20 protein-coding genes are annotated in these 15158 nt (G+C 71.4%); 5 read left to right on the top strand and 15 right to left on the bottom strand.

Going from position 1 to position 15158, the window contains the following annotated elements; all coding sequences use genetic code 11:
• Nucleotides 1-27 precede the first annotated feature (27 nt).
• The 5 genes from OJ962_RS20675 to OJ962_RS20655 form a co-directional block, all read right to left on the bottom strand.
• Nucleotides 28-312, bottom strand: a complete 285-nt coding sequence (locus OJ962_RS20675; protein WP_202952618.1) for a hypothetical protein — start codon at nt 310-312, stop codon at nt 28-30.
• Nucleotides 309-497: a hypothetical protein gene (locus OJ962_RS20670; protein WP_202952617.1), complete on the bottom strand. Its 189-nt coding sequence runs from the start codon at nt 495-497 to the stop codon at nt 309-311. The genes OJ962_RS20675 and OJ962_RS20670 overlap by 4 nt, the downstream gene beginning before the upstream one ends.
• A 34-nt stretch (nt 498-531) precedes the next feature.
• Nucleotides 532-714 (bottom strand): hypothetical protein, encoded by a 183-nt coding sequence (locus tag OJ962_RS20665; RefSeq protein ID WP_202952616.1) that lies wholly within the window; start codon nt 712-714, stop codon nt 532-534.
• 198 nt (nt 715-912) lie between these two features.
• Nucleotides 913-1485, bottom strand: coding sequence for a hypothetical protein (locus tag OJ962_RS20660; protein WP_270006565.1), 573 nt, complete (start codon nt 1483-1485; stop codon nt 913-915).
• A gap of 47 nt (nt 1486-1532) precedes the next feature.
• The gene (locus OJ962_RS20655) at nt 1533-1751 is read right to left on the bottom strand and encodes a hypothetical protein (RefSeq protein WP_202952614.1); all 219 of its coding nucleotides are present in this window, start codon (nt 1749-1751) and stop codon (nt 1533-1535) included.
• 60 nt (nt 1752-1811) lie between these two features.
• Between OJ962_RS20655 and OJ962_RS20650 the strand changes: the two genes are divergently transcribed.
• Complete coding sequence (locus OJ962_RS20650) at nt 1812-4337, top strand: putative bifunctional diguanylate cyclase/phosphodiesterase (RefSeq protein ID WP_202952613.1); 2526 nt, start codon at nt 1812-1814, stop codon at nt 4335-4337.
• Here OJ962_RS20650 and OJ962_RS20645 read toward each other — a convergent pair.
• Nucleotides 4334-4582 (bottom strand): hypothetical protein, encoded by a 249-nt coding sequence (locus OJ962_RS20645; protein WP_202952612.1) that lies wholly within the window; start codon nt 4580-4582, stop codon nt 4334-4336. The two genes, OJ962_RS20650 and OJ962_RS20645, sit on opposite strands and share 4 nt — an antisense overlap.
• Before the next feature lie 145 nt (nt 4583-4727).
• Here OJ962_RS20645 and rpsD point away from each other — a divergent pair, with 145 nt between their 5' ends.
• Nucleotides 4728-5351, top strand: a complete 624-nt coding sequence (rpsD, locus tag OJ962_RS20640; RefSeq protein ID WP_202952611.1) for a 30S ribosomal protein S4 — start codon at nt 4728-4730, stop codon at nt 5349-5351.
• A 53-nt stretch (nt 5352-5404) separates the two neighbouring features.
• On the opposite strand, the gene OJ962_RS20635 is transcribed toward rpsD, so the two are convergent.
• Both OJ962_RS20635 and OJ962_RS20630 read right to left on the bottom strand, forming a co-directional pair.
• A complete protein-coding gene (locus OJ962_RS20635) occupies nt 5405-6133 on the bottom strand; it encodes a hypothetical protein (RefSeq protein ID WP_202952610.1) in 729 nt (242 codons plus the stop codon).
• Entirely contained in the window at nt 6130-7011 is an 882-nt protein-coding gene (locus tag OJ962_RS20630) for an ABC transporter ATP-binding protein (protein WP_202952609.1), read from the bottom strand. The genes OJ962_RS20635 and OJ962_RS20630 overlap by 4 nt, the downstream gene beginning before the upstream one ends.
• 108 nt (nt 7012-7119) lie before the next feature.
• Between OJ962_RS20630 and OJ962_RS20625 the strand changes: the two genes are divergently transcribed.
• The 3 genes from OJ962_RS20625 to OJ962_RS20615 are packed head-to-tail and all read left to right on the top strand — an operon-like array spanning nt 7120 to nt 9568.
• Nucleotides 7120-8286 carry a sensor histidine kinase gene (locus tag OJ962_RS20625; protein ID WP_202952608.1) on the top strand — a complete coding sequence of 389 codons (1167 nt, stop codon included), beginning with the start codon at nt 7120-7122 and terminating at the stop codon, nt 8284-8286.
• Between the two features lie 50 nt (nt 8287-8336).
• On the top strand, nt 8337-8921 hold the full coding sequence (locus tag OJ962_RS20620) for a response regulator (RefSeq protein WP_238931143.1): 585 nt from the start codon (nt 8337-8339) through the stop codon (nt 8919-8921).
• Nucleotides 8921-9568 (top strand): hypothetical protein, encoded by a 648-nt coding sequence (locus OJ962_RS20615; RefSeq protein WP_202952607.1) that lies wholly within the window; start codon nt 8921-8923, stop codon nt 9566-9568. Before OJ962_RS20620 ends, OJ962_RS20615 begins: the two co-directional genes overlap by 1 nt.
• 26 nt (nt 9569-9594) lie before the next feature.
• On the opposite strand, the gene gatB is transcribed toward OJ962_RS20615, so the two are convergent.
• Genes gatB through folD form a run of 7 tightly spaced genes read right to left on the bottom strand, consistent with a single transcriptional unit; the run spans nt 9595 to nt 15150 of the window.
• Nucleotides 9595-11022 (bottom strand): Asp-tRNA(Asn)/Glu-tRNA(Gln) amidotransferase subunit GatB, encoded by a 1428-nt coding sequence (gatB, locus tag OJ962_RS20610; RefSeq protein ID WP_202952606.1) that lies wholly within the window; start codon nt 11020-11022, stop codon nt 9595-9597.
• A complete protein-coding gene (gene gatA / locus OJ962_RS20605; protein WP_202952605.1) occupies nt 11019-12428 on the bottom strand; it encodes an Asp-tRNA(Asn)/Glu-tRNA(Gln) amidotransferase subunit GatA in 1410 nt (469 codons plus the stop codon). Before gatA ends, gatB begins: the two co-directional genes overlap by 4 nt.
• The gene (gatC, locus tag OJ962_RS20600) at nt 12425-12712 is read right to left on the bottom strand and encodes an Asp-tRNA(Asn)/Glu-tRNA(Gln) amidotransferase subunit GatC (RefSeq protein WP_202952604.1); all 288 of its coding nucleotides are present in this window, start codon (nt 12710-12712) and stop codon (nt 12425-12427) included. Before gatC ends, gatA begins: the two co-directional genes overlap by 4 nt.
• A gap of 11 nt (nt 12713-12723) precedes the next feature.
• Entirely contained in the window at nt 12724-13554 is an 831-nt protein-coding gene (locus tag OJ962_RS20595; RefSeq protein ID WP_202952603.1) for a hypothetical protein, read from the bottom strand.
• Nucleotides 13541-13948, bottom strand: coding sequence for a hypothetical protein (locus OJ962_RS20590; RefSeq protein WP_202952602.1), 408 nt, complete (start codon nt 13946-13948; stop codon nt 13541-13543). Before OJ962_RS20590 ends, OJ962_RS20595 begins: the two co-directional genes overlap by 14 nt.
• Nucleotides 13938-14318 carry a hypothetical protein gene (locus tag OJ962_RS20585; RefSeq protein WP_202952601.1) on the bottom strand — a complete coding sequence of 127 codons (381 nt, stop codon included), beginning with the start codon at nt 14316-14318 and terminating at the stop codon, nt 13938-13940. Before OJ962_RS20585 ends, OJ962_RS20590 begins: the two co-directional genes overlap by 11 nt.
• A complete protein-coding gene (folD, locus tag OJ962_RS20580) occupies nt 14308-15150 on the bottom strand; it encodes a bifunctional methylenetetrahydrofolate dehydrogenase/methenyltetrahydrofolate cyclohydrolase FolD (RefSeq protein ID WP_202952600.1) in 843 nt (280 codons plus the stop codon). Before folD ends, OJ962_RS20585 begins: the two co-directional genes overlap by 11 nt.
• Nucleotides 15151-15158: the final 8 nt, after the last annotated feature.

Raw genomic sequence — 15158 nt, 5'->3', positions numbered from 1 at the left:
TCGCGAGGGGGACGGCGACAGCCGAGTTTATCGCTGAGCAGCGGCCGATTCCGGCTCAACCGCGAAGTCCGGGAAGTCCAGATCGGTCCCGCACCGCATGCACATCTGGTCGTGGAGCTTGACGAGCTTGCCGCACGTGGGGCACTGACGGCGCACTTCGTCCCGGTCAGACCGGTAGAAGAGCGCCATGACCAGGCCGATGACCGGCACCACGGCGCCGATCACGAACCAGATGAAGAACGACGAGCCGCGGACGCGCCCGACCAGTCCGGTCGCGATGCCGAACCAGGCGCACAGCAGCAGGTAGATCACAGTTTGCGCAGCACCCAGATCACGGCGCCGGCCATCACGATCACGAGGCCGACGGCGAGCAGGAGCTTGATGAACCCGACCACGGCGCCGATCACGGCGTTGAACAGGAAGATCGCGACGAACGCGAGAACCAGGAAGCCGATCGCCTTGCGGGCGACGGAGCCGAAGGCGGACTTGTTGTTCATGCGCGCAAATGTAACGCGCCCCGCTGAAGATGACCTAATCGTGCGAACGGTTCAGGTGCGCCACGCGCTCGGCGCGCGCGATCTCGCGGTCCTCGAGGTGCAGGCGGGCGAGGCGATAGCGGCGCACGGCGGCGTCACCGCGGCCGGACGTGGGCACGAGGGCCAGCCGGCGCACGGGCAGCGCGGTGGCGGAAGCAGTCGCGGTCGGGTTGAGCATGGACCGAATAGTGCCCGCGCGCGGGCGGTGTTCCCTTGGCCCGTCGGCTGAAGTTTTGACGGGTCGAACTATCCACCGTGTCGAACGGCTCGCCTCCTCGCCGCGGTAGCGCGGGGCGAAGGAGCGCCGTTGCCGTGGTGGCCGGGTGCGCCTCACGCCGGGGGCCCATCCGCGGGCGTCTGCCGTGGGACCTTGCCGCTACGCCGGTCGTCGGGCGGCGTCCAGGGCGGGGCGTTGGCGCTTGGGCAGGCGCCGTCTGACGCGCCAGCGGGCTCCCGCGAAGGCGTGGTTGGCCACGGTGGCGAAGCCCTCCTCGTCCTCGCGCAACGCCAGGAGGAGGTGGGCGATGCGGTCGCAGGAGGGCAGCGAGCGCTCCGGGACGCGCACGCACCAGCAGTGCACGCGGCGGCCGCGGACGAGCAGTGCGCCCGCCTCGCCCACGAGCCAGACGCCCAAGGCGCCGCGCTCCATGACCAGGCCGGTGCGCGCGTGCAGGTCGCGCGCCTCGTGGCCCACGAGGTCACCGAGCAGGCCCAGGGCGACGCGTTCGGGTTCCTCCCCCGCGCGCGCCCGTGGCTTGACGACCTTCGCGCCGCGGTTGGCGTACAGCTCCGCGATCGCCCACGCGTGCGCGACCAGGATCAGCCCGACGACGGCCGCGACCGGGTGCAGGAACAGCAGCAGCACGCCCACGCCGACCATCGGCACGAGCTGGGCGATCATCGTCACCGTCCACGCCCGCGCGTAGAAACGTAGGCGCGCCGGCGTCATGGGTGGGCGCCAGGAAACTGACGCCCGCTCGGGGAGGGCCCCGGCGCTCACCCGCCCGCGATCGGGCGGCGCAGGATGACCAGATCGGCGTCGAGCGGGAGCGCCGTGACCTGCTCGGCGCGACCCTCGCCCTGGGTGACGACCGCGTAATACCCCTGCTCAAGCGCGGCTTGCAGCTGCGCCTCGGCCTCGGCGGCGTCCGAACCGGAGGTCCATTCCGCCAGCGTGGTGTGTCCCGTCTTGTCCATCCGTACGAGGCGTGCCATCCACCAATCGTACGCCTACATGGTCAAGAAGCCTCGCGCTGCGGCCGATGAACAGAAACGATGGAGGAGTCGACGACCTTGGTGCGCCGCCTGCCGCGCTCACCACGCGAACTGCTGGTCTGGACGTACGTGATCGCGCTGAGCGTCGTCGCCGCGGTGGCCTGGGCGCTGGTCACGCACAACGCGGTCCCGCACGGTGAGCCGCACCTGCCGTGGTGGGCCGTCGCGCTCGGGTTCGCCGCCGCCGAGCTGTGCGTCGTGCACGTCCGCTTCCGCCGCAGCGCGCACTCCTTCTCCCTCGCCGACCTGCCGTTCGTGTTCGGCCTGGTGTTCGCGACCGGCGACGACTTCGTGATGGGCGCGCTCGTCGGCCACCTGGTGGTGCTCGGCCTGATCCGCCGCCTGGAGATCGTCAAGCTGCTGTTCAACCTGGCGCAGCTGGCGCTCGCCGCCACGCTCGCCGCGGCGATCCTGAACGCGATCGCGGGCGGCGCCGACGCGATGCAGCCGGAGACATGGATCGGCTTGTACGCGGCGACGCTCGCGTCCGGCGCGCTGACGATCGTCCTGCTCGGCGTCGCGATGGCGTTCGCCGAGGGCCGCCCGAGCACGTCGATGCTCGCGCAGATGTTCGCGACCGACGCGCTCGTCACGCTGATCAACGCCAGCATCGCGATCGCCGCCGCGCTCGTGGTCGCCACCGACCCGCGCGCCGTCCCGGTGCTACTGATCCCCGCGCTGACCGTCTTCGCCGTCTACCGCGCATACATCTCCGAGCGCCAGCGCCACGAGCGGCTGGAATTCCTGTACGACGCAAACCGCACGCTGTCGCGCTCCCCCGAGGTCGCCGAAGCGCTCGAGGCGCTGCTCGCCCGCTCCCTGGAGGCCTTCAACGCCGACGTCGCCGAGGTCCTGCTGCACACCTCCGACGGCGACCCGCTGCGCACCACGCACGGCCCGGGCGACCTGCGCACCTCGATGGAGCCGGCCGACAAGGCGATCGCCGAGGAGCTCGCGGGCTTCGTCGACGCCGACCGTCCCGCCATCAGCCTCACGCCGCCGTTCGGCTCGCCGCACCTGCGCGCGCACCTGCAGTCGCGCGGGATCCGGCACGCGATGATCGCGATGCTCCCGGGCGAGGAGCGCACGATCGGCACGATCATGCTCGCCAACCGCGTCGGCCTGGAGCGCTCGTTCGGCGCCGACGATCTGCGCCTGCTGGAGGCCCTGGCCAACAACGCGGCCGTCGCGCTCCAGTACGACCGGCTCGAGCAGGCCGTCAACAAGCTCGAGTCGCTGCAGGAGCAGCTGCACCACCAGGCCTACCACGACCCGCTCACCGACCTGCCGAACCGCACGCTGTTCATGGAGCGCGTGCGTGAGGAGCTCGCCGACGACGGCGCGGCCGCGGTGCTGTTCGTGGACGTCGACGACTTCAAGACGATCAACGACTCGCTCGGCCACCACGTCGGCGACGCGCTGCTGGTCTCCGTGGCCAAGCGCATGCGCGAGTGCGTGCGCCCCGAGGACACGATCGCCCGCCTCGGCGGTGACGAGTTCGCCGTGATGATCCCGGGCGTCGGCGACCCGCTGGTGGACGGCCGCGCCGTCGCGCGCCGCATCCTGAAGGCGTTCGAGCTGCCCGTCGAGGCCGGCACCGAGCTGGTCTCGGTGCACCTGTCCGTCGGCCTCGCCTCCTCGCACCAGTCCGGCGGCGACGGCGACGAGCTCATCCGCAACGCCGACGTCGCGATGTACCAGGCCAAGTCCAAGGGCAAGGCGCGCTTCGAGCTGTTCGAGCCGCAGATGGCCGCCGCGATCCTGCGCCGCCACGACCTCAAGGAGGAGCTGGCGAAGGCGATCGAGCGCGAGCAGATGATCGTCCAGTACCAGCCGATCGTCGCGCTGGACTCCGGCCGCATCGTCGCCGCCGAGGCGCTCGTGCGCTGGGAGCACCCGTCCCGCGGGCTCGTCCCGCCCGGTGACTTCGTGCCGCTGGCCGAGGAGACCGGCCTGATCGTCCCGCTCGGCCGCTACGTGCTGCGCGAGGCGTGCCGGCAGGCGCGCCGCTGGCAGGACGCCGAGACCGAGCCGGGCGTCGAGCCGCTGCGCATGCACGTGAACCTGTCCGTCGCCGAACTGCGCGACCCGGACCTGGTCAAGAACGTCCTCGCTTGCATCAGGGAGTCCGGGATCGACCCGCAGCAGCTCGTGATCGAGATCACCGAGTCCCAGCTGCTGGCCGCCGCGTCCGTGGAGCGCTTCCACGAGCTGCGCGCGCTCGGCGTCAAGATCGCGCTCGACGACTTCGGCACGGGCTACAGCTCGCTGTCCTACCTGCACTCGCTGCCGCTGGACACGCTCAAGATCGCCAAGCCGTTCATCGACGGGCTCACCTCCGGCCGCCGCGAGTCCAGCTTCGTCGGCATGATCGTCGACCTGGCCAAGACGCTCGAGCTCGAGGTCATCGCCGAGGGCATCGAGACCTCGGCCCAGCTCGCCGCGCTGCGCGAGATGAACGCGGGCCTCGGCCAGGGCTACTTCCTGGGACGCCCGTCAGCGGCGGCGCCCCGGCTGGCCGCCTAGATGTGCTTGTAGGCCTGGCGCGTGATCGCCCAGGTCACGAGCAGGCCGCCGACGCAGGCCGCGGCCGAGCCGAGGTGCGACGTCGTGGCGAAGCCGAAGGCGTAGATCGCGAGCGCCGGACCGGCGATGAAGAAGCCCAGCAGGAACACCAGGGCGCACAGGCCGGTGACAATGGCGTGGCGGCGATCCTCGGTGATCTCGACCTTGGAGCGCTTCTGCTTCGGAAGCGTGATGACCTGACCCATGTCGTCATCATGCTTTAGTGATTGCCCCGCCTGAATAGGACGAGTGTCCATTCGGACCCCGTATGGGGTCCTGACCCCAGGCGCGGCCCCGTTGCTACCCTGAGCGGCCGACTTTCGATCAGCATTAGGAGACCTGTAGGAGACCATGGGGCGCTATACCGGACCCGTTGAAAAGCTCTCGCGCCGCGAGGGCGTAGAGCTCTTCCTGAAGGGTGAACGCGCCCTCAATGGCAAGTCGGCGCTCGAGCGCCGCGGCGACAACCCGCCCGGCCAGCACGGCGCGAACCGCCGCCGCAAGCAGTCCGTCTACTACACGCAGCTGCGTGCCAAGCAGACGGCCAAGCGCTACTACGGCGTGCGCGAGAAGCAGTTCCGCATCTACGTGGACAAGGCCAACCGCGCGCAGGGCGTGACCGGCGAGGAGCTGCTGCGCCTCCTGGAGCGTCGCCTGGACAACGTCGTCTACCGGCTCGGCTTCGCCGGCACCCGCGCCCAGGCCCGCCAGTTCGTCAACCACGGCCACGTGCTCGTGGACGGCAAGAAGGTCGACATCGCGTCCTACCTGGTCTCGCCCGGCGAGAGCATCAAGGTCAAGGACAAGGTCCGCGAGACCGCCTCGCAGGCGACGGAGCTCACCGGCTCGGTGGCCGGCTGGCTGCAGACGGACTTCGACGCGCTGGAGGGCAAGGTGCTGCGGCTGCCGGAGCGCATGGACATCAACGCGCCCGTCAACGAACAGCTGATCGTCGAGCTCTACTCGCGCGTCTAGAACCGCAACGCCGAAAGGGCCCGCACGGAGCTCCCGTGCGGGTCCTTTCGCGTTTAAGCGGCGCGAATCTCGCCGCGGGTGATCCGGTAGATGCCGATCGCCAGGGGAAGCACCATCCACACGAGCATCGAGACGGCGAACTGCGCCCACTCGGTGCCTGACGCGGCGTGCTCCATCAGCGGCGTGGTCGTGCGGCCGGTGTCCACCCACTCGGCGATGTCGTCGAAGAAGTTGAACTCACCGAGGATGCCGAGCGCGAGCGGTAGCGCGAAGTAGAGGACGATCGCCGGCGCCGAGCTCAGGAACGCCGCGCCGAAGCCGATGCCGATCAGCATGCCGGTGAGCACGACGACCGCGGTCTGGCCGAACACGGCGGCGCCGAGCTCGAAGTCGCCACCGAACGCGGCGGTCGCGGCGAGCGCGACCACGACGGCGATCGCGAACACGATCACGCCGAGCACGAGGCCGGCCGCGACCTTGGCGTTGATCACCCGCAGCCGTTTGGGCACGAGCGTGAATGTGATCAGCGCGGTGCGCTGCGTCCACTCTGAAGAGACCAACAGGATGCCGATGATCGGCAGCAGGATGGTCGCGGGCGCGACGGCCACCGACAGCATGCTGCGCAGCGTGCGGTCCGTGTCCTCGCCGACGATTCCGACGAGGACCACGGCGGCGATGGTGATCACGGCGGTCGCGACCTGCAGCCAGAAGCCGGCGCGGGTGTCGACCATCTTGCGCAGTTCGACGAACGTGAGCTTCGGGAAGGGAATCGCGGGGTTCATGCCGGGGTCTCCGTGAGCTGGAAGAACAGGGTCTCGAGCCCGGCGCCCTCGGCGGGCGCCAGGTGGGTGAGCACGACGCCACCGGTGAGCGCGGCGCGGCCGATCGCCTCCGGGTCGGCGTCGACGACGAACGCGCCGTCCTCGAGTGCCTGCGCGGCGAGGCCGGCGCTGTGAAGCGCGTTCTCGAGCTCGCGCGGGTCGGTGGCGCGCACCAGCACGCCGGTGCCGGCGAGCAGCTCGTCGCGCGTGCCGTCGGCGACGATCTTGCCTTGGCCGATGATCAGCAGGCGGTCGGCGACCGCCTCGACCTCGCTCAGGAGGTGGCTGGAGAGGAACACGGTGCCGCCGCGGTCGGCGAAGTCGCGCAGCAGGCCGCGCATCCAGCGGATGCCTTCGGGGTCCAGGCCGTTGGCGGGCTCGTCGAGGATCAGCACCTGCGGATCGCCGAGCAGGGCGTGCGCGAGCCCGAGGCGCTGGCGCATGCCGAGCGAGTACTGGCGCACGCGCTTCTTCGCCGCGCTGTCGTCGAGCCCGACCAGCGCGAGCAGCTCGGTCACGCGGGACTCCGGCACGCCCATCATCTGGGCGCTGATGGCCAACGCCTCGCGGCCGCTGCGGCCGGGGTGCTGGGCGGACGCGTCGAGCAACACGCCGACGTGCCGACCCGGGTTGGGGATGTCGTGGTAGCGGCGGTCGAGCACGCGGGAGGCGCCGGCGTCGGGCGTCGAAAGCCCGACCACCATCCGCATCGTCGTGGTCTTGCCGGCGCCGTTCGGTCCCAGGAAGCCGGTGACGGTGCCCGGCTCGCAGCGGAACGACACGTCGCTGACCACGGTGCGCCCTCCCAGGCGCTTCGTCAGTCCTGTCGCTTCGATCATGGCCCGGAGGATCGGCCGCGGCGGTCCGTGCGCCATCGGTCCCTCGTCGGTGGGTGGATCGACTTCAGTAGGGGGTGCTGCTCCGCGCGCGGGCGTACGCTTGCGGTCGTGAGCGGTCCGCGGTTCTCGATGCTTCCCGGCGTGCTGGCCGAGTCGGGGTCGTCCAGGCGCACGACGCGCGACTGGATCGTGGACGCGTCGATGCTCGCGGTCGGCGCGTTCGTCGGACTCGTCGCGCTCGGGGGGACCGAGCACTACCGCACCGAGCAGCAGGTGAACCTCGACTTCGTCGTCGGCGTGCTCTGCTTCATCCCGCTGTGGTGGCGCCGCCGCCGTCCGTGGCTCGTCTTTCTGCTGCTGACGCCGGTCGGCGCGTTCTCCGCCATGGCCGCCGGCCCCGGGCTGATCGCCCTGTTCAACCTCGCGCTGCGCGGCACCCGCAGGCAGATCGTGATCTCGGTGATCCTGAGCTGCCTGATCGGCATCGTCTACTCGGTCGTCTTCGACGACCCCGAGCTGCCGATGGTCATCGACCTCGCGTTCGCGGTGCTGTTCCCGCTCGTGGTCGTGCCGTGGGGACTGTTCACCCGCGCCCAGCGTGATCTGCTGCTCACGGCCCACGAGCGGGCGGAGAAGGCCGAAGCCGAGCAGCGCGCGCACGTGGAGGCGGCGCGGGAGACGGAGCGGCGTCGGATCGCCGGTGAGATGCACGACGTGCTGGCGCACCGCCTGTCGCTGCTGAGCGTCCACGCCGGGGCACTGGAGTTCCGGCCGGACGCGACGCCCGAGGAGATCGAGCAGGCCGCGGGCGTGATCCGCCAGACCGCGACTGACGCGTTGCGCGACCTGCGCCACGTGATCGGCGTCCTGCGCACGGGCGACGGCGTGACCGCTCCGCCGCAGCCCACCGTGGACGCGATCCCGGCGCTGATCGAGGAGTCGCGCGCCGCCGGCATGCACGTGCGCTCGCGGGTCGAGGCTTCCGGCGGCGAGGTGATGGTCGGCCGCACGGCCTACCGCATCGTCCAGGAAGGACTGACGAACGCGCGCAAGCACGCCCCCGCGGCCGCCGTCGAGGTCACCGTGGGACCGTCGGACTCGTCGTTGGTGGTCGAGGTCGTGTCGCGCAAGTCGGCCCTCGCGCCGCCCGCCGCGCCCGGGGGCAGCGGCCTGATCGGCTTGACCGAGCGGGTGGAGCTCGCGGGCGGCTCGCTGGAGTGCGGCCCGAATCCGCGCGGCGACTTCGTGCTGCGGGCGGTGCTGCCGTGGACGTGATCCGCGTCCTGCTCGTCGACGACGACGCGCTCGTGCGCAGCGGGCTGCGCATGATGCTCGCGGGCGCGCCGCAGATCGACGTCGTCGGCGAGACCGACGACGGCCGCGGCGTGCTGGCCGCCGTCGACAGCCACCACCCGGACGTCGTGCTGATGGACATCCGCATGCCGCTGCTCGACGGCATCGAGGCCACGCGCCTGCTGCGCGCCCAGCCCTCGCCGCCCGAGGTGATCGTGTTGACCACGTTCGACGCCGACGAGCTGGTCCTGCGGGCGCTGCGGGCGGGCGCGGCCGGATTCCTGCTCAAGGACACGCCGCCGCCGGAGATCGTGCGCGCGATCGAGCACGTGCACGCGGGCGAGGGAACACTGTCACCGGCCGTCACCCGGCGCCTGATCGCGCTCGTCGCCGACGACGGCGGCCGCCGGGAGACCGCGCGCACGCGGCTGGAGACGCTCAGCGCCCGGGAGCGCGAGGTCGCCGACCTCGTCGGCCTGGGCTGCTCGAACGCCGACATCGGGTCCCGGCTGCACATGAGCGTCGCGACCGTGAAGGCGCACGTGTCGCGGCTGCTCGTGAAGCTGGAGGTCGAGAACCGCGTGCAGGTCGCGCTGCTCGTCCAGGACGCGTCCTGATGTCACTCACGTCGGCCGAGGCCACCTTCTGGTCGTCGCTGCCCGTGGGCGTCACCGATGCACAGGTCGTGGCCGCATGGGCGGCCGCCGCGAACGACGTGTGGAGGGACGAGACCCACGTAGCCGACGGGCACGCCGAGTTCCTGTTCAACAGCGGCCACGTGCGGACGACGGTCGCCGAATGCGTGCTGCTCGTCGCGCCCGTGTGGACCACGACCGACTTCCTGACCGCCGTGACGAAGACGTCGTTCGGCCTGAACCTCGGCTGGGCGCTGCACACCCGCACGCTCGACGCCCTCACGGGTGGCCGCTGGGAGAACCCGCTCTTCGGCGAGCAGGCCGTCCGCCGGTGGTCCGAGCGCGAGCAGCTGCGCCGGCAGGCGCACGTCGATCCGGCAGCGCTGGATGCGGTCCGCATCGACCGGGAAGAGCGCTTCGCCCTCGAGCGCGACCGCGTCTCGGGGCGGACCTTCGTGTCGGTCGCGGTCTCCCACTCGGCGGTCGAGTGGTCCGAGTGGTACGAGGTCGACGGCGCGACCTTCGAGGGCTTCCTCGCTGATCCGGCAGCGGGGCGCGCGTTCGTCGCCCGCGTGCGCAACGGCGAGCTCGAGCACCTGCGGCGCTCGCCGTCCGGGGCCTCGCGCTGAGCGCGAGGCCCGTCAGCGATGCTGCTTCAGACGCCGAGCTGCTCGCGCAGGAGGCGGTTGACTTCGCCGCCGTCGGCGCGGCCCTTGGTCTCGCGCATGATCGGGCCGACGAGCGCGCCCATGGCCTTGGCGTTGCCGCCGCGGACCTTCTCGACCACGTCCGGGTTCTCGGAGATGACCTTGGCGACGATCTGGGAGAGCTCGCCCGAGTCCTCCATGACGGTCAGGCCCTCGGCCTCGGCGATCCGGTCCGGGTGGTCGCCGGTCTCGACCATCTTGTCGAGGACGGTGCGGGCCGAGCCGGCCGTGACCTTCTTGGCGGCGACGAGAGCGGCGAGGGCCGCCAGCTGGGCGGGGACGACCGCGGACTTGTGCGGGTCGGCGTCGGCGCCCAGGCGCGTGCGCAGCTCGGTGACCCAGATGGCGGCGGCCTTGGCGTCGCGGTTGCCCTCGACCGCGACGCGCTCGAAGTACGTGCCCCAGGTGGGCTCGTACGCGAACAGGTGCGCGGTGTCGGTCGGGATGCCGAAGTCGGACTCGTAGCGGGCCTCGCGGTCGGCCGGGAGCTCGGGGATGGCGGCCTCGGCGGCGGCCATCATCTCGGGCGTCGGGACGATCGGGACGAGGTCGGGCTCCGGGAAGTAGCGGTAGTCGTGCGCCTCTTCCTTGCTGCGCAGCGAGGAGATGCGGCCGGACACCGGGTCGAAGTGCAGGGTCTCCTGCGTGACGGACTCGCCGGACTCCAGCAGGGCGGTCTGGCGCGCGATCTCGGCGTTGATGCCCTGCATCACGTACCGGAACGAGTTCATGTTCTTGAGCTCGGTCTTGGTGCCCAGCGCGTGCGTGCCCTTGGGGCGGATGGAGACGTTGGCGTCGCAGCGCAGCGACCCCTCCTCCATGTTCACGTCGCTCACGCCCAGCTGGCGCAGCGTCTCGCGCAGCAGCTGCAGCCAGTCGCGCGCCTGCTCGGCGCTGCGGAGGTCCGGCTCGGTGACGATCTCCGCGAGCGGCGTGCCGCCGCGGTTGTAGTCCACGACGGAGGCTTCGCTCCCGTGGATGCGGCCCGACGCGCCGACGTGGACGAGCTTGGCCGCGTCCTCCTCGAGGTGGATGCGGTGGATGCGCACGTCGCCCAGCCGCCCGCCCAGGCACAGGGGGATGTCGTACTGGGAGATCTGGTAGCCCTTCGCCAGATCGGGATAGAAGTAGTTCTTGCGGTGGAAGATCGACCGCGGCGCGATCTCGCAGCCCAGCGCGAGGCCCATCATGATCCCGTACTGGACGGCCTGGGCGTTGGTCACCGGCAGCGTCCCGGGCAGGCCGAGGCAGATCGGGCAGGTGCGTGTGTTGGGCTCCTCGCCGAAGCTGAGCTCGCACCCGCAGAACATCTTCGTGCGGGTCTTGAGCTGGACGTGGATCTCCAGCCCGATGACGGGTTCGTACTCGGTGCTCATGCGTACGCCTTGCTTGCGTCGAATCCGATCGCCTTCTCGAGCGCGAGCGCCGCGTCCAGGATGCGATTCTCGCTGAACGCCGGGCCGGCGATCTGGAAGCCGACCGGGAGCCCTTCGGACAGACCGTTCGGGATCGAGATCGCGGGGATGCCGGCGAGCGACATCGGCACGGTGCAGAAGTCGTTGAGATACATCGCGAGCGGGTCGGCGGTCTTGGAGCCGAGCTCGAACGCGACGCCCGGGGCCGTCGGGGTGACGATGAAGTCGAACTTGTCCCAGGCGTTCTTGAAGTCCTGCGAGATCAGCGTGCGGACCTTCTGCGCGCGGCCGTAGTAGGCGTCGTAGTAGCCCGAGCTCAGCGCGTAGGTGCCGAGCATGATGCGGCGCTTGACCTCCGCCCCGAAGCCCGCCTCACGCGTCTGCGTGTACATGTCGATCAGCGTGCTGGCGCCCGACTTGCGGAAGCCGTAGCGGACGCCGTCGTAGCGCGCGAGGTTGGACGAGCACTCGGCGGGCGCGATCAGGTAGTACGCGGCGAGGCCGTGCGGCGCGTGCGGCAGGTGCGTGGTCTCGACGGTCGCGCCCAGCGATTTGGCCAGCTCCAGCGTGTCGTTGAACGCCTTCAGCACGCCGTCCTCGATGCCCTCCCCTGCGAGCTCCTCCGGCACGCCCAGGCGGATGCCCTTGAGGTCGTTCGCGGTCGGGATCCGCACGGGCTCCGGGAGGCCGAGGCTCGTCTGGTCGCACGGGTCGGCGCCGACCATCGCGGACAGCAGCATCGCGCTGTCGGTGACGTCGCGCGTGAACGGGCCCGCCTGATCCAGCGACGACGCGAAGGCGATCATGCCGTAGCGGGAGATCGCACCGTACGTGGGCTTGAGGCCGACGATGCCGGTGAGCGCGGCGGGCTGGCGGATCGAGCCGCCGGTGTCGGTGCCGATCGACCACGGCGCGGTCGCCCCGGCGACGACGGCCGCCGAGCCGCCGCTGCTGCCCCCCGGGACGCGGCTCGTGTCCCACGGGTTCAGCGTGGGCCCGTAGGCCGAGTTCTCGGTGGACGAGCCCATGGCGAACTCGTCCTGATTGGTCTTGCCCAGCAGCGTGCCGCCGGCGTGCGTCGTGAGCCTGTCGACGCTGGTGGCCGTGTAGGGCGGGCGATAGTCCTCGAGGATCTTCGAGCCGGCCTGGCTGGGGATGCCCTCGGTGCAGAAGAGGTCCTTGATCGCGATCGGCACGCCCGCGAACGGCTTGCGCGTGTCGATCTCCGGCGCCTTCTCGGCGACCCAGGTGTACGAGTTGTACGGGTCCGACGCGGCTCGCTGCCGGTAGAACTCGAAGTACTCGTTCGCGTCCAGGTCGCCGGAGCGGATCGCGTCCGCGGCCTGCTTGGCGGTGAGCTCGATCATGAGGCGCCTGGGCTCGGGACGCGGAAGCCGCCCTCGGCGGCGTCCGGAGCGCTCTCGAGCGCGCGCTCGACCGGCATCGACGGCCGCGGCTCGTCGGCGCGGAGCGCGTTCTCGACGTCGATCACGTGCGAGGTCGGCGGGACGTCTTCCAGCTCGAGCTGACCGATCAGCTCGATGTGGTCAAGGACTTTGGAGAGTTCGCCGCCGAAGCGCTCGACCTCCTCGGGGGTGAGCTCGAGGCGGGCAAGGCGGGCGACATGGAGAACCTGGTCGCTGCTGAGCATTGCCGCTGATCTTAGGCGGCGCGGCGCGGGACGTCCGGCCCGGCGGCGCCCGGAGTCGACTCGTCACGGACGCTGAGCCAGGCGCCGGTCCATGCGAGCAGCGCCGCGCCGAGGGCGATGAAGGCACCCGCGCGGGGTTCGAGCGCCTCGGGCGGGAAGGCGAGCCGCGCCGCGACGAGCAGGGTGGCCAGCGCGCCGGCAGTGGGAGCGACGCGGCGGATGCGCGTGAGCGCGGCCAGCGCCAGGATCGCCAGGCCGACCGCCGTGAGCGTGAACAGCGTCCACGGCGTGGAGAGCGCGAGTTCGACGCCCTCCCCGCTGCCCAGAACGGCCGCGAGCTCCGGCGCGGCGAGGTTGCCGACGTCCGGCGGCGGCTCGACGTCCGCGGCGTACCACGGCATCCACAGCGCGGCGATCAGCAGTGGCGCGCCCGCGTAGCGCGCGTACGGGCCGCACAGGGCGACCGCGCCCGCGAGCGCGACGCCGGCGCCTATTGCCAGCGTGTGCTCGACCGGCGGGCCCGGCGGCTCGATCAGCCGGAACACGACGAGGGCGAGCGCGAGCGCCCCGAACAGCGGCGCCGCAGACGGTCGGCGCCAGGCGATCACCGGCGTCGCCAGCGCGAGGGTCGCGAGCACGACATCGGTGGCGGTGAACGCGGACCATGCCGCCACGCCGTCGAGCTCCCTCATGCCGAGCAGCGACACGGACTCGGTGTCGTTGGCGCCGCGCGTGACGATGAACGCCGCGTCCGAGCGCTCGAACCGCTCATACCACGACAGCCAGAGCGAGCCGAGCAGCGCGGCGCCGCCAAGCAGCGCGAATGCCCTAGACCACTTCACGTCTCGCCGCCCACGCCCCCGCGAAGACCATCACGGCACCCGCGAGGGCGACGAACGCGCCGGTGCTCGCAGTGAGCCAGTCGAGCGGCGGCACGACGCCCCGGAACCCGACGAGGACGACCGCCACCACGCCCAGCGCCCACACGACGCGGGCCACCCGGGGCCACACGGCGGCCACGAGCGCGGCGCCGGCGATCAGCGCGAGGACCATGTCGACCGCGCCGAACAGCGACCAGGCGGACAACGTGTCCGCGCCGACGAGGACGTGGATTCCCCCCTCCTCGTCGGGCGCGTAGTGGGTCCAGCCCGTCGATTCGCCGAACGTATACCAGTCGAGCCAGAGCGAGCCCAGCAGCGCGGTACCGCCGAACGCGGCGGCGAGCCTAGACCACATCCGGCGCCGGCCGGCGGGGGACGTCCGGCGTGGTCGCGCCCGGTGTGGACTCGTCGCGCAGCGACAGCCAGGACCCGACCCAGCCGACGAGCGCGGCCAGCGGCGTCACCCAGCCGCCGTCGCCGAACACCAGCTGCACGAGACCGATCAGCAGCGGGACCCAGCCGAACGCGCTCGCCAGCACGGCGGTGCCGACCGCCTTCGACGGGCCGGAGGTGGCCAGCGCGACCACCGGCACGGCGAGGAACAGCAGCCCGAAGCCGATCAGGACGACGGCCTGGACCGCGCCCATATCCTCGCCCCAGTGCAGCAGCGCCGCCACGATCAGGGCGACGCCACCGAGCCCCGCGATCGGCTCGCTACGCCGCATCCTTCGCGGCCTGGAGCGTGTTCCGGAGCAGCATCGCGACGGTCAACGGACCCACGCCGCCCGGCACCGGCGTGATCAGCCCGGCGCGCTCGACGGCGGAGTCGAACTCTACGTCGCCGGTGAGCTTGCCGTCGAGGCGGTTCATGCCGACGTCGATCACGGCGGCGCCCTCCTTGACCCAGTCACCCTTGATCAGGTGCGCGACGCCGACCGCGGCGACCAGGACGTCCGCGCGGCGACAGACCTCGTCGAGGTCTCGGGTGCGCGAGTGAGCGGTGGTGACGGTGGCGTTGGCCTGCAGCAGCAGCGCGCTGATCGGCTTGCCGACGAGGTCGGAGCGGCCGACGACGACGGCTTCGGCGCCCTGGAGGTCGACGTCGTGGCGCTTGAGCAGCTCCATGCACCCGAGCGGCGTGCACGGGCGCAGACCGGGGAGGTTCTTGTGCAGCAGGCCGGTGGAGATCGGCGTGAGGCCGTCGACGTCCTTGCCGGGCGCGATCTCCTCCGTGAGCTTGGGACCGTCGAGGTGCTTGGGCGGCGGGAGCTGGAGCAGGATGCCGCTGACCTTCGGGTCAGCGTTGAGCTCGTGCAGGAGCCGCTTGACGTCGTCCTCGGTCGCGTCCACGGGCAGGCGGTGGTCGAAGCCCTGGATGGCGACCTCGGCGCACGCCTTCTGCTTGTTGCCGACGTACACGGCGGAGGCCGCGTCGTCGCCGACCAGGACCGTCGCCAGCCCGGGAGCGTCGTGCCCGGCCGCGACCCACTCCGCGACCTGCTCGCGGACCTCGTTGCGTACTTGCTGCGCGATCGCCTTGCCGTCGATGAGCGTCATTCGCCGCG

Origin of the sequence: Solirubrobacter deserti (assembly GCF_027587175.1) — a bacterium.
In the GTDB taxonomy this organism is placed as follows: Bacteria; Actinomycetota; Thermoleophilia; order Solirubrobacterales; family Solirubrobacteraceae; genus Solirubrobacter; species Solirubrobacter deserti.
This window is presented reverse-complemented; position numbering and strand designations above follow the sequence as displayed.